Annotated in this window: 9 protein-coding genes and 1 tRNA gene; 3 read left to right on the top strand and 7 right to left on the bottom strand. The window is 52.4% G+C overall.

The window, feature by feature from the left end; genetic code table 11:
- Positions 1-74 precede the first annotated feature (74 nt).
- From SH668x_RS01145 to SH668x_RS01125, 5 genes are all read right to left on the bottom strand, one after another.
- The gene (locus SH668x_RS01145) at positions 75-1,241 is read right to left on the bottom strand and encodes a glycosyltransferase family 4 protein (protein ID WP_437186863.1); all 1,167 of its coding nucleotides are present in this window, start codon (positions 1,239-1,241) and stop codon (positions 75-77) included.
- 50 nt (positions 1,242-1,291) lie between these two features.
- Positions 1,292-2,416, bottom strand: coding sequence for an FHA domain-containing protein (locus tag SH668x_RS01140; RefSeq protein ID WP_437186862.1), 1,125 nt, complete (start codon positions 2,414-2,416; stop codon positions 1,292-1,294).
- Positions 2,417-2,763: 347 nt separating this feature from the next.
- Positions 2,764-3,813 (bottom strand): hydantoinase/oxoprolinase family protein, encoded by a 1,050-nt coding sequence (locus tag SH668x_RS01135; RefSeq protein ID WP_437186861.1) that lies wholly within the window; start codon positions 3,811-3,813, stop codon positions 2,764-2,766.
- Entirely contained in the window at positions 3,810-4,823 is a 1,014-nt protein-coding gene (locus SH668x_RS01130; protein ID WP_437186860.1) for an ATP-grasp domain-containing protein, read from the bottom strand. Before SH668x_RS01130 ends, SH668x_RS01135 begins: the two co-directional genes overlap by 4 nt.
- Positions 4,824-4,896: 73 nt before the next feature.
- Complete coding sequence (locus SH668x_RS01125; RefSeq protein WP_437186859.1) at positions 4,897-5,997, bottom strand: hypothetical protein; 1,101 nt, start codon at positions 5,995-5,997, stop codon at positions 4,897-4,899.
- A 309-nt stretch (positions 5,998-6,306) separates the two neighbouring features.
- On the opposite strand from SH668x_RS01125, the gene SH668x_RS01120 reads away from it, so the two are divergent.
- Together SH668x_RS01120 and xylA are read left to right on the top strand one after the other, a co-directional pair.
- Positions 6,307-8,811 carry a hypothetical protein gene (locus SH668x_RS01120; RefSeq protein WP_437186858.1) on the top strand — a complete coding sequence of 835 codons (2,505 nt, stop codon included), beginning with the start codon at positions 6,307-6,309 and terminating at the stop codon, positions 8,809-8,811.
- Between the two features lie 131 nt (positions 8,812-8,942).
- Positions 8,943-10,256 (top strand): xylose isomerase, encoded by a 1,314-nt coding sequence (xylA, locus tag SH668x_RS01115; RefSeq protein ID WP_437186857.1) that lies wholly within the window; start codon positions 8,943-8,945, stop codon positions 10,254-10,256.
- A gap of 338 nt (positions 10,257-10,594) precedes the next feature.
- Here xylA and SH668x_RS01110 read toward each other — a convergent pair whose 3' ends face one another.
- Together SH668x_RS01110 and SH668x_RS01105 are read right to left on the bottom strand one after the other, a co-directional pair.
- Complete coding sequence (locus SH668x_RS01110) at positions 10,595-12,196, bottom strand: hypothetical protein (protein WP_437186856.1); 1,602 nt, start codon at positions 12,194-12,196, stop codon at positions 10,595-10,597.
- A 2-nt stretch (positions 12,197-12,198) separates the two neighbouring features.
- Positions 12,199-13,470 carry a hypothetical protein gene (locus SH668x_RS01105; protein WP_437186855.1) on the bottom strand — a complete coding sequence of 424 codons (1,272 nt, stop codon included), beginning with the start codon at positions 13,468-13,470 and terminating at the stop codon, positions 12,199-12,201.
- 336 nt (positions 13,471-13,806) lie between these two features.
- Between SH668x_RS01105 and SH668x_RS01100 the strand changes: the two genes are divergently transcribed.
- Positions 13,807-13,879: transfer RNA gene (locus SH668x_RS01100), tRNA-Phe, on the top strand.
- Positions 13,880-13,886 lie beyond the last annotated feature (7 nt).

Below are 13,886 nucleotides of genomic sequence, written 5' to 3'. Positions count from 1 at the left end.
ATTGCAAGATCGAGTGAGCTGTTTCCCTGTCCTGTTTCATGATTTGCCGTCATTCGTATCGGCCTTCACCGATTTCAAGCTCCCAATCGTCGGCGAAGCACATCTCGATAGACTTCGCCAATCCGTCTCGACATCGTCTGATGGCGGAATTGGTCAGCAAACAGTCGTCTTCCAGTTGCCCCGAACTTCGCCCTGAGTTCAGCGTCGCGGGAAAGTTGAACAACCGCTTCGATCAACGGATCGACCGAGTCTCTCGGGAGCAGATAGCCCGTTTGTCCGGGAAGAACGACTTCTCTCGCTCCTCCTACGTCGTATGAGACCACTGGCTTCCCTGCAATCAGCCCCTGAGGAAGCACTCGAGCAAGACCTTCCCATTGACTGGTATGTACAACAACGTCCATAGCAGACATCAGTTCCGGAATGCGTGTCGGCGGAACAAGTCCTGAAAACACGAAATGTGCCGACAAATTCTGGTTCGCGATCTCTCGCTCGTACTGCTGACGAAGGATCCCGTCACCAACGAACAGAAATTTGACGCGAGGATTCTGAGCGACAATTCTGGACGCAGCGGCAATGATGAACTCATGCCCCTTCAAGTGAAAGAGTCGTCCAATCTTTCCGATGACAATGTCGTCTTCCTGAAAACCTAGTTCCTCGCGAACGCCCTTCGGATCGCGTACAGGATTCAGGAACGGCTCGACATCAAACCCGCTGTAAATTGTCGTGTATCGTTCAGGGGACGCGATTCCTGCGTTGAGATATTCACTGGACATATCATCGGCGACGCTGATGAACTGATCCGTCCAGCGACTCGCAAGTTTTTCAAGTGCCACATATGCCCGGTAGGTCAGCGGATGCTGGCCGAAGTGAAAGGATGCCCCGTGAATCGTGTGGACAACAGGTAGTCCCAGGTGATGTGCAGCCTTCCGTCCAAGAATTCCTGCTTTGGAGCTATGAGTGTGAACGATGTCTGGTTTCAGCTGACGCAGCAGAGCAACCAAGTGCCTGTACGCTTTCCAGTCCTGCAACGGCTGGATACTTCGAATTAAACTGGGAACGAGTTCGATTCGGAAACCTCCAGACTCAGCTCGCCCCATCAAACTCCCTTCAGGGCCAGTTGAGGGACCGGTAATCAACGTGACGTCGTCGCCATCAATCGAGTGTTGATTCTCAACGGAATGGAGAGTGTTTTCCTGCGCTCCTCCAATGATCATCCGCGTGATGATATGGGCTACTTTCAAAGGAAACTCACTCATCGAGACAAAGAGACGGGAACATGGGAGGCCGCTTGCTACTTTGGAACGTAGACAGCGAGTAACGCCTCATGCAAACTGGCATAATGCGAGTAAAGTCGGGCAGTCGAGTGCGATTGCAGCAACGCGTAGACTTCAGGGGTTGCCCCGCAAAACGCCGACTTTCCTTCGATCGACCGGCAGATGTTCATCAGACCTTCCATCGCGACATGATTTAACACGGGAACCCGACTGAAGTCGACGACCAGATGGTTGTACTTCCGCTGACTAATGACGTCGAGTACGCGATTCGATTCGACATGGACTTCCTGATAGAGGTACGACGGAGCGTCCCCCATCACCGTCACAACAATTGTATCCTGATAAGACTGCGTCTGATAAATGCGGTTTGATCGAGTCAGGAATTCACTTTCGGACGCCTGGATTGCCTGTTGGGGAGCAAGGTTTTTCGCGAATTCCGGGTAATGGGCAGCTAACTTGTAAGGCCCGATTGTCAGTTCCGCGCCGGCTGAAAGGTGGCCACACGCAACGACCTCTCCATTGAGCTGAATGCCCCCTTTGCCAAGCATATTCACCACCCATAATCCAGATGGTAAGAGCAAAAGGGCACACTGGACTCGCGAAACTCGATCGTCGGAAACAGTGATGCGACAGCGATCGTCGCTCCCCACGAGTGTGATCACGCGGTTGATCGGCCACTTCATCCCTTGATGCTGCGTATTGAGCAACTCCAGCTCTACAACCGGTAATAGACCGTACTCCGGGCGACTTTCATCGCGAGGACGAAATTCCATTGGTGTCTTTAATGAGGCGTCAGCTTCTTCCCACTTCTTCCCCAGAAGCTGCAATTCATTCGAACCAATTTGAAGCGTCGTTTGAGGGCTCAGCCAACCACGGAACTGTGGATCATTTGTGCGAATTCCTGCAGTACTCAGCAGGTCGATGCATGCAACTCTTGAACCGATTGCCTGCAGGTAGACATGCCGTGAGGAGACAGTCGACTCTTCCAGAACAATGTCGCATCCAGGACCGCGGCCGATAATGGCGAATGGAGCCTGAACCTCTTGATCTTCAGACGATCCATCCGGCTTGTGCACTCGAATCATGAATGGACCTGGAGCCGCGGTAGCATATGCAAGCATGGCTTTGACAGATTGGTCCATTAGCACACGATTGTTTCATTTCGAAGGCGACGAATTCGGTGACGCTACCTGCCAGCAATTTCTCGCTGTCGACGTGGACGGGAAATTTCCAATGTTTCAATTTTCAAAACGAACCTGAAGCTGCCTCCTCAGTACGCCCATTCGACATCGAAATTGTCACCGTGCTGTAAGATTATGTCTGAGACTGCAGTTCAGGTCAAACATTGTACACTTGTTCTACAATGGGAGAGAACCATGTTTTTCCTGCGTTCTTCTTCGGTCTTCAGGATTGTTTAATCCATTACCAGCAAAAATGTTGCATTGCAATTGATTTTGTCGACATCGACGCAGTGGAGTCTGCTTTTCCATCAGGGACTCTCCGTCCCAAGGGAGTTTTGCTCCTCATGAAACAGTTCTTGGGCAAGTCTCGACAACGAGTAGGCGCAGGCCCCAGCTGAATGCTCTGCGTGAAGCGAGGCAGAGAGCGAGATTACGGGGGGAATCCGGTCTTTTCCGAAGTGTTGTTCCAAGGCCACTTGCCCAAGAAACTCCCCTTCCCCAGTAATCAGAATCGACTCGACGACCGGATGTCGAGAGAGCACTTTGCCTAACCCCTCGCAGACCAGGTCGATCTCACGCTGATAACACGCGGAGGCGATGGCCTGAATCTCGTCGTCCCCGATGTCATCAAGATCCGAACAGACTGCACGCGCTAATCGCTGGGCAGCTTCTACACGGGTCGCTGGTCGACCATTCGCGGTCTCACAATTTTGCGACTGCTCAGGAATCAAATTGAGCCAAAGATGGGCATCCATTGTCGTTGCGAAAACTTCTCTCGCGAGTGGAACGGGCCCCTCTCCCAGATCAATTTCAGACAGCACCGAGCACAACGGAGATCGCCGAACTCCCAAGTAAACGAGTTCTCCAGAACGAAGCCGCTCCAGATCAGTTCGCCCCTCTGGCATCGGGACGCCGTCTTCGATCGGAATGATGTCTGTTGTCGTCGAACCAATATCCAGTAGGAGCGACGTCCCCCCGGGAGCCATCCGTCCGCCCCAGGTCGCCAATGCGTGCCAGTTGGAAGCAGCAGTCAGCACGGGAAATTCGATCGCTTCATCTGGAGTCAGAAACTCACCAGTCGTTTGCCAGACCAACACCTCACGAAATCCGGCGGCATCCTGAACGGCCTCCAGAATCGACTGCACTCCAACAGCACGAGTCGCGTAGCAGTCCGCCAACTCGCCAGTCATTGTCACAACAATGGGGGCGTTGGCAGGGAAATTCAACAACAAATCTGCCACCGCCGCCGCCAGTTGCTCCCTCCTTTGCCAAAGGGGAAACGAAACTGAAATCGTCCGCTTCAAACCATCAGACGCCTTGAGATTCGCTCCGCCGATATCGAGTCCAATCACCGTCATTTTTTCAACTCCAGAATTCCCCCTTGCGAATCGAAACGGACTGTACCGGAAAAATCCGGAAAAGGGAGACGCGATGGGTCTAAAATCCACAAAGTGAGTGGTTCTGACGCCAGTTTTCGATACCCGACATAGCTGGTCGTCAGCCGAGGATTCACTTCCACGAGCACGGGCGCCGACGCACAATCAGGGACTAAAAAGTCCATTCCAATATACCCATGTAGCCCCGGAACAGCTCCTGCTAATTTGTCTGCCATCTCCGAAAATTGACATGGAGAAACCTCACCAAACGGAATTTGTCCACCGAGGTAAGCAAAGTGATCACGCACTGAGATCAACTGAATTGCAGGTGGAAAAATGCCGCGCAGCTTTCCGTGGTTAAAGATGGCAGCCACAGAACAGGCTGTCCCATGCAGAAACGGCTGGACGATGAATTTCGTCAAGTCAGTCGACACTGACCAATCCTTCCACTCCTCCTCACTCCGCAGCATCCTCATCATTGAGGAACCTGCACCATCACGAGGTTTAACGACGCAGGGAAATACGGTCGGGCCAGCAGTCGCAGCGCCTGTTTCAATTGTGGCGACACCAACAAGGCGACAGGCCTCCCAGACCTGCAATTTGTCAGAGCAGACAGCAATTGCTTCAAGTGTCGAATTCAGGCTTCGGCCACCGTTCGACACGACACGACGAGTTCTCATTTCGAGAATCTTGTCAAATTCCGGAGCAATGAGATATGCAAAATCGGCATCTGCCGCGATCTGATCAAACGCAAGTGATTCCTCACTCGCTGAAGCCACGACACGCAATCGCACACGATCGGGAAAATCGAAACTGGGGAGCGTTAATCGGGCATCCCATGTCGTCGAGACAATGGTATGCGGGCAGGCGATAAAGTCGTTGACGATTGCTTCCAGCATCGCCCGTCCCTCTCGGGCAAGCGACTCTGGAAGTTCCTCATTCGAACAAGCGCCGCTACACAAATACTCACTGACAAAGACGTGAGTCATCATTCAGCGACGATCCGCTATTCATGAGAAATGAAGCCAAAAAAGCTCGACAGCTCAATGTGTTAGAAACTCAGTGCTAGAAGCCCGCTTCGCTCCCTCGATATTCGACGTGGCACTCTGCACAGGTCGTCTGAATCTGATTCAACCCGGACTGAAAACCATCAAGATCGCCCGCGTGAAGTGCATTCAGAGACGTTTGAGCTCCCCCCTGAAATCGGCTCAGAAATGCTTGGTACTTCTCTTCATCCGCGTTGTCGTAGCTCTTGTCGCTCATCAACGCAGCGAGTGCATAAAGAACACGAAGCTCTTTCTCTGTGGCGGCAGGATTCTCTTTGAGTCGCGACTCGGTGTTAATATTGGCTTTCAGATTGTTGAAGGAGCTTTCAATTCGCTTCATCATGTCTGAAACGTAGACCACCTCCGAATACGGAACGACCTCGGTGGATTCCATTTCGGGTGGCTTTCCACCGTCCAGAACGACGAGAAGCTTGTCGAAAGGATCTTTGGTCTTTCCATAGGGTTCACGACCGTTCCCTGCAGAGTTCGCATTCACCTGCGAAGCCAGATCACGAATGTACTTGGCGTTCGCTTTCCAGCTCACTGCTTCCGGGTGAACGATTGCAATTGCAGCCATTGCAGCGAGCGTTGAGCCATCAGTCGCAATTGGAACCTGCGATTTGTTGTAGGTGGCAACCGTTTGCAGATTTCCAGTCAAACTCGTTCGTAAGGATTTGACTTCTTCAACCAGCATTGCCATCGGAATGATCGCTCCCCAGTTGCTCGCCCCGCTCGTAACCGGTGCTTCCGTGGCAGCAGGTGCATCCGCAGTCAACTCCGGCATCGGCACCATCGCCTCAGTTGCCTCTTTGGGGGCTGAATTTGGAGCGGTATTAGTCGTGGCAACCGCTGGTGCCGGAGCAAGGCTTGTCGAATCAGCCGCAATTGTCAGCGGTTGATCGTAAAACACGTCATACGGAATATTTCCGATCCACTGAGTTTCTTTACTCTTGGGATCGGCGGTCTGAGCCGCACTCTCCGCTGTCACTTCTGGTCCAGTGCTTTGCGCAGGTGGCGTGCCCGCTGCTGCGTCCGGCTGACTTGGAGTCTTATTGCCACACCCCAAGCATGCACCTGCGACCACAATCATTACGAGAGCAAGGTCAATTCGAATCGGCATAGTCGTGCCCTAGAAATCTGCAATAAACTCATTGTCAAAGGCAAAATTCATCCCGGCAGCAACGGATTTGAAGAAATCGCCTCAAAAGAGCCACTGTTTGGGATAGAATTTGACTCGCCTTTCATGATCGTATCATCCACACTCGTGACGGTCGACTCCCGAACTGCATATGATACGGACTACGTTATTGCCGTCGTTGTTTCCGGAATCCCGATCGGAGTTCCGTTTCGACGACAACAACCGAATTCGCCAATCCATTCTCATTTCTCCACTCCGGAGAAATGGAAATAGTCATAGTGAAACGAGATTATGGAATTTCGCAGCTGTCCCGCTTGTAAAGCATCGGTGCTTGAAGATGACGTGGATGATTGCCCATTCTGTGGGGCCTCGATGTCGGGGAAACCAGCGGCGAAGGCCCCTGAGAAACCCGTCAAACCGGCTGCTTCAGCGAGCCAAGCTGCAAAGCCAACTGCGAAACCATCGCCTCCTGGCGGGACCTCTGGCGCGAGGCCTGCTTTCAGGCCTTCTCCAGCAAAACCTGCCCCATCCAGTGACTCAGATGATCCATTCGAAGTAGATACATCTGCTGCCATCAAAGCCATCAAACTGGCTCCCCGAGCGACTCAGAAGAGAACACTCGAGGTGAAATGCCCGATGTGCGACACAGCGGGGTTCATGCAGCCGGAAGATGCCGGTAAAGATGTCCATTGTGCGAACCCCAATTGTACTGTCCCGGTTTTCAAATCTCGTCGTGTCATCACGGAAGCCCCGCCAGTTCAAGAGGCTGCGGATAACCGACCGATGATTTTCGGAGGCGGAGCCGTTGCTGCCATTATCGCAGGAGCATGCTTCTGGTTCTTCGTCCTCGCTCCCAAAAAGGAAGAAGATCCTGTCATCGACTTCACTCCGCAGGCCGTCGAAGCAGACAAATCATTAAATCTCGACAACGTCATTCATCGCCCAACAGAGGCAGCCCCCACATCGATCCCCGAGATTCGCGAAACGGCATTGGCGAAGATTGTCGAAACAGCCCAAAGCAGCCAGCGAAACCGAAGCAAGGAATTTGCAGCCCAGCTCGCATCGGAAGCACTCGCTGAAAGTGGCAATCTGAAGGTCGCCCAGCAGCAACTCGGAAGGCTGCAGCGACAATACTCCTACCTCCAGGTCCAACCACTCACTCAAATCGGCTGGCAACAACTTGCAACAGGGAAAGCGGCGGATGCTCAGGCAACCGCCTTGTCCGGATTTTCTCGGGCAAAGTCTGCTCCGACGTCAATTCGAAGGACTCTCGACTCAAACGCTTCCCTATCTGCCTTGCTCATCTCCGTTGGCAAGAGCGACGAAGCGGGTCAGCTCATCGAAGGATTTCAGAATTTTGAGGATCGCGGAAGACTCTCGACTCTTTGGCGTTCCAGTATTGATTCTCGATCTTTCCGTATTGATGTCGAAGCCGAACGCCCCTGGCACATCCTCTGTCCGGAGCCGATGCGAACATCCATTGTCGAAGCACTCGTCTGCAATGGACAAATCGACAAGGGACTGGAGTTCACCAAGACCGGAGCGAACGTTGCTTCGCAGGAAAACTGCCTCGCAGCCTGGGCTGGACGTGTTGCTGAAAGAGATCTTTCCAAAGCTGTTGAACGCGTGACTGCGGGGCTGAGTACCAATCAGGCCTCAGCCTCGGGCGAGTGTCTGGCCTGGTCTGCAGTCGCGTCAGTTGCATTAACTCTGAAAAACGAGGCTGTTTATCAAACAGCCATTGCAAATGCTCAATCTGCCGCGGAGAAAATCGAAGCGGTCCCCGCAATTGAAGTCCCAGAAATTCTGGCGATTCTCGAAAGCGAAGGGAAAGCATATGTTGGCCTTCCCAACCCTGCCCCCGCGACCGCTGCCGGCTTGGCACAAATGGCGCTGGCTGCTGTTCAAATCCAGCATGGTGATAAAACATCCGCTTGGGAGAATGTGCAACTGGCGATCAACAACATGAGGGCAACAGCTCTCAGTGCCACGCTGACGCAGCAGATGCTCGATGAATGTGAAAAGAATGAACCTGCAGTTCGAGAGCGAATTAATGTCGTCAAAAACGCAGGCGGAAATGAACAGACTCTCCGTACAGAGTTCAGCCGATACCGACGCCAAGTCTCGAAACTGCATTCCGATGCAGTTGATCGCCTGCAAAAGCAGGCCATTCTTCTTCGATTTGCGGCTCAGCATGGACTGCTCGAAGATGTGACGGAATATACCATCACGAGCAGTCAGGTGAGTGATGCGAAATCGAATGATGCCTATTCGCTGACGAGCCTGCCCGGCTTCTTGATGGTGATCGGGGCCGCGGATGACAAGCTGGACATCACTGAAAAAGTGAATGCCTCCTTCACGTCACCCAAGCCTGTCATCGATCCACTCGATATAGTCTACGGAAACGCAAGAAAGTCCCTGAACAGCGGTAATTATGACGCTGTCAGCCAAGTGATCCGCGACGCCTATCGAGCAGGGACAGGAAAACAGAAACCTGATCGAATGGACGAAATCACCCTGCACTTCTGCGCGAAAGTTCAGTCGTTGATTCCGTCAGACAAGATGCTCTCTTTCATCAAGAACCTTCATGATGAACTCATCCAGGAGGATGCGTTCCTCCTCTTGGCGGGCTATTCAATCAATAACGACAAAGCTGCCGATCTCTTCAAAGTGGCTCAAGGAAACAGATCCCTTGGAGCTATTGACGAAGTTGCAATCTATCGAGGCTTCGTGGCTGGACTTCCCAATAGCTCTCCTCTACTGAAAAAGCCTTCGACCAAACCTGCTTCGGAATAATTCGTCGCAGACAGGGGTTACTGAAGACCAATGTTGTCGTTGAAATTCGATCCAACGATTGCGACTCACATCAAAGTTTGCCAAAATCTAGATTGTTCTATCTGTTTTTACCCTAGATGTGATTCATCGACATGGCTGAGTACTTTCCAGACGTTCCCCGTATTGAATATGAAGGACCAAAGAGCCGCAATCCTCTGGCTTTCAAACACTACAATCCAGAGGAAGTCATCGAAGGCCAGCGCATGCAGGATCTCTTCCGCTTCAGCGTGGCCTATTGGCACACGCTCCGCGGTTCAGGAAGCGATCCGTTTGGTGCTGGCACGATGGTTCGCCCGTGGGACGACGGATCAAACTCGGTAGAGAACGCTCTCAAGCGTGTCGACGTTGCCTTTGAATTCATTTCGAAACTCGGGGCTCCGTATTACTGTTGGCACGATCGCGACGTTGCTCCGGAAGGGGCGACGCTGAAGGAATCGAACGCGAATTTCGACAAGATCGCAGCCAGACTCAAAGAGAAGCAGGATGAATCGGGGATCAAACTTCTTTGGGGAACAGCCAACCTGTTCAGCCATCCACGCTTCCTGCATGGCGCATCAACAAGCTGCAACGCAGACGTTTTTGCGTATGCAGCGTGTCAGGTGAAGAAGGCGATCGAAGTGACTCACATGCTGGGCGGTGAGAATTACGTCTTCTGGGGTGGTCGCGAAGGCTACATGCACCTGCAGAACACGAACATGCAGCGTGAGTTAGACCATCTGGCCAAGTTCATGCACATGGCAAATGACTTCGCCAAATCAATCGGGTTCACCGGACAGTTCCTGTTCGAACCGAAGCCCAAAGAACCAACCAAGCACCAGTATGATTTCGACGCTGCTGCCTGTTTGAACTTCATTGGTCGCAACGGACTGGACGGCATTGTCAAACTGAATCTTGAGACCAACCACGCCACACTGGCTGGCCACACGATGATGCACGAGATGGAATACGCTCGTATTCACAACGCTCTCGGCTCCATCGATGCCAATACTGGCGACATGCTGCTGGGATGGGATACCGATCAGTTCCCGACAGATATCTACCTTTCCTCTCAAATCATGCTCGTCATTCTCGAGCAGGGTGGATTGGGGGCAGGCGGCGTCAACTTTGACGCAAAAGTTCGTCGTGAAAGCTTCGAGCCAATCGACCTGTTTTACGCTCACATCGGTGGAATGGACGCATTTGCCCGCGGGGCGAAAATCGCTGCTGCCATCCGCAAAGATGGTCGTCTGAGTGAATTTGTCAAACAGCGTTACAGCAGCTACGACAGCGGAATCGGTCAGAAGATCGACAACGGCACTACCAGTTTCAAAGAACTGGAAGCCTACATGCTCGAAAAAGGCGAGATTTCGCCAAACGCGAGCGGACGTCAGGAATGGGTCGAAAACCTCATCAACGAGTTCATCTGACAATTCGACGAATTGCTATCGATTAGCGATCGCGCCCCCAATGTACCGAGTGACAAACCGGCTCATTGGGGGCCATTTTGTTTCGCGACATCCCGCGATAAAACTGGTCTTTCCTTATACCAGCAGGCGTCAAGGCCTCTATTGGTCGGCATTCGAAATGCGAATGCGGCGCCCCAGTGCTCAACACAGGACAGCCAGCATCAGGCCGTTTCCAGCCGCTCCCGGTACAGTGTCGAACGCACATTACGAACCGGCGGAAACGTCACGAAGTCAGTTATGAGCCCGACGAGTGAGACATTCCAGTGATGGCCAAGCCGGCCTCCTCGTCCGATCGGCAACTATGGTTTGGCAGCCGGTTCGATATTTTGAGGATCAGATGGAGCGACCTGCTGTGATTCGTTGAGATCAGTGATCCCGACGACAATTGACTCGGCAGCGAACCCCTTCTTTTCGAGACGAACGACGATAGCGGCACCCTTGTAAACCCACCATTCCGAGACCACTTTCCGACTGGCGGACCGTGTCAACGAACTCGGGGCGACTCCCAATGCCGCCTGAACCTGAGCCGCTGTCATCCCGATCTCGACACGACCATCTCGAACAGCCTGTTCGATTGGACTGAGTGGCATGTTCGCCAGTTCTTCTTCTGAGATCCAGGACTGATTCACGAGTCGATAGCCTCGAGATTTCAGCCACGCGATCGCTGGAGGGTACTCGGGATTGAGTCGCCATGCTTCGACATAAAGTTGGTAAGCCATTTCCGAGTTATTGAGCAACGAGAGCCACTGCTGGGCAAAATCATCCAGACCTCGAGCCCCTTCCTGACGGTAGGCTGCCTCTCGAGAAAGGAGCCACGACGTCTTGACATCGACCACCTGTTCTGGCGTCCCGTACTTCTCAAGCCGAGCCGTCAGCTCCTGAAGTTGGGACTGCGTTAACTTCGGTAATCTGTCGACATACCAAGTGGTTCCCAATTCTTCATATTTGGATTCGAGGTCCGTTCGCTCGGGGATTTCCTGCCGCACCTTATCAGCGATCGAGAATCCATTTGATCCATCCGCCTGGGCTCCCTGCAGAATCAGCGATGAAATGATATCGATCGCAAGGAGACGCTCGAGTCGATTGCGTTCTTCCGCTGATCCAACCGCATAAGCCTCTTTCCCATGCTTGATGTAGTTCTGGTTGACTTCTTCGGAATAGGTCGAGATCTTTGTCAGCGAGGCGGGAAATCGGGCCCCAATTTGAGCCAGCAGTGATTGAAACGCAGGCTCTGAGAATGGCTTGGTTCTCAAATCCTCCAACCGTTTGACGAAGCTGTTATAGAGATACTGTTGCCTGACAGTTGGATCGAGCCCTTTCTCCTCAGCCTTTTTCAGTGCGGCTGCGAATGTCATCTGGTCCAGTGGATCAGCATTCCGAAGCTCGGCCAGTACCCCTTTTTTCTCAACTTCTGCTGCACCCGCCAGCAGCTCTCGGTCGTTATAGAACGCTGATCGATTCCTCGCCCAACCTGCGACCTGATACCACTTGTCAGGCTGATTGACAGGAATCGTCGATTCCATCCCCTTCAGTCGATCAAGATCTCTCGGTGCTGTCGTCAACTTCTCAACTCGGAAGGCAAGCCCCTTCTCTTCCTGAACAATCCTTCCGACAACTTCGACAACCCCGGTAATCCCACGGGCGCTGATGTGTTCCGATTTCAGTCGAAAAGGAAGAGGACAATTGGTAAACGTCATCGTGGAATCAGCGATACCGGAATACCGACCTTCAATGGTCCATTCATATTCCGAAGCGACGAAGTTTTTCCATTTCTCCTGAAAAGTCATGAACTCTTCAATCGATTTTACCTGAGCAAAGAGTTCACTACTCCCCAGCCACAGGAATAGAGCGACGAAGAAACAACACTGAAACTGAGCGAACCGATTCTTCAGACCTGACATGTCTACGGAACCCCCATGTAGAATCGCTGCGAGCTGAGTTCAGCCTGAACTTTTTCAGGAGTTCGTAAAACATTGTAGTTGAATCCGACAGCTTCATAGGTGTCAGGATGTCCCCACAACTTCCCGCTTTTCGGATTGAGAACGATGAGCCATTCACCATCAACGGTTTTCTCAATACCTTCGATTGCCCCTGCGAGAATGACAGCTTTTCCTTCCTCATCTGACACGTAGTTCTGTAACGAGGGGGCGTTGATCCGAATCCGGACATCTACAAGATTCCCAGACAATACAGTCGGAATCAGAAGCTCGAGGTTCGCGTACTTTCCTTTCGAATCCGATACGCGTTTCAAATTCCCCTCGATCACAATCCAGCTTCCGTAGTATCCGACAGAGAGATTGCGCCCCTCTTTATGATTGCCCGTACGCTTCTCGAGTTCCTGCTGAGACACATGCAGTAGCTCCTCAATGGGCAGGTCACAAAGCCGAATGAGTGCTTCAGTTTCGAGAGCATACTGTTGAATTTTCATCGACTCAGCATCTGTACGCCCCAGTTTGACCAATGCCGCAGCAGCCAGTTGCAACGGACCGTGTGCTGCGACCCAGTCTTTCTTCTCAACAGCAGCCATCCCCAGTTCACCTTGTGCCTGAGCGATTTTCACAGCGTCGGCCAATTGTCCCTGGCGGACCAGCCAGCCAACCATAATGACCACGACCAGGAGGATGACGAGCGATAACGTTCGCAGTAGCGACCAGAACCCAACAAACGAATTGAATGCCCCTTCGGCAGTTGATCCAATCGCCTGCAAAGGGGACGGTGTCGACGCAATCGATGTCGGGCGTTCTACCGTAGCTGCAACTTTCTCTGTCCGAGGCATTGAAGCATTGCGGATTCTCTTTCGCAGGTCTCCAATCGAAGGAAGCGACTCACTGACTTCCTTTGGTTGTCGCGTCTCGTTTGGGGGAGCTTCGTCACGAAAATCGTCACCGATTCCCGGAATCGAGTAGACCTCCTCGTCAATCTCCATGACCCCCTCGGGCGCTGGGGATCGCGGAGCGATGGGCGCCGACGATGGCTTGTTCACGGGACGAGCGTAAACGTCCTTTGGAAGAATAAACCGGGGTGATTGACAGTCTGGACACAGAATCCGTTGCGCATGGTCGGTGCGAAGGTCGCTCAACTTCTGACCGCAGCTGCAATATACAGTGTAGACCTGAAGCTGCTCCTCTTCGCGGGGAGGAGTTGCTGATTTCGCTTTGGATAGCCAACGACTCATATGCGTTCAGGTCTGGGTAAGATCAGCGAATTGAACGAGAGATTTGCGCATTGAGTTTACGAAGAAGCGGACGTCGCAGGTCAGGCAAAAAACCGATCCATGACAACTTTCCTGAAACTTCCTAGGAGAAAATCTCGTTGCATTCGCCTTGTCGTATGACCAAAGTCTTTCGCAACCCGATTTCTGTACAAAATTCCAATACTTGGATTCATGTAGAGCTTTTCACGGATCTCCGAATCGTCAAATTTTCAAGATTTTCGTTGATTGGGAACTAGAAGGGACCGTTGGCTTGATTTGTGTCCGCCTGCCAGTTAGAAATCTCTTTCGCCCAAAGCGGGCCAGGTAGCTCAGTTGGTAGAGCACAGGATTGAAAATCCTGGTGTCGCCGGTTCGATCCCGGCCCTGGCCACTTTTCA

The organism is Planctomicrobium mucosum (genome assembly GCF_051466335.1).
Lineage (GTDB): Bacteria > Planctomycetota > Planctomycetia > Planctomycetales > Planctomycetaceae > Planctomicrobium.
This window is presented reverse-complemented; position numbering and strand designations above follow the sequence as displayed.

Coding starts and splice junctions, on each gene's coding strand:
- SH668x_RS01140 (WP_437186862.1), bottom strand. CDS start 2,416: ATGGACCAATCTGTCAAAGCCATGCTTGCATATGCTACCGCGGCTCCA.
- SH668x_RS01135 (WP_437186861.1), bottom strand. CDS start 3,813: ATGACGGTGATTGGACTCGATATCGGCGGAGCGAATCTCAAGGCGTCT.
- SH668x_RS01130 (WP_437186860.1), bottom strand. CDS start 4,823: ATGATGACTCACGTCTTTGTCAGTGAGTATTTGTGTAGCGGCGCTTGT.
- SH668x_RS01125 (WP_437186859.1), bottom strand. CDS start 5,997: ATGCCGATTCGAATTGACCTTGCTCTCGTAATGATTGTGGTCGCAGGT.
- SH668x_RS01120 (WP_437186858.1), top strand. CDS start 6,307: ATGGAATTTCGCAGCTGTCCCGCTTGTAAAGCATCGGTGCTTGAAGAT.
- xylA (WP_437186857.1), top strand. CDS start 8,943: ATGGCTGAGTACTTTCCAGACGTTCCCCGTATTGAATATGAAGGACCA.
- SH668x_RS01110 (WP_437186856.1), bottom strand. CDS start 12,196: ATGTCAGGTCTGAAGAATCGGTTCGCTCAGTTTCAGTGTTGTTTCTTC.
- SH668x_RS01105 (WP_437186855.1), bottom strand. CDS start 13,470: ATGAGTCGTTGGCTATCCAAAGCGAAATCAGCAACTCCTCCCCGCGAA.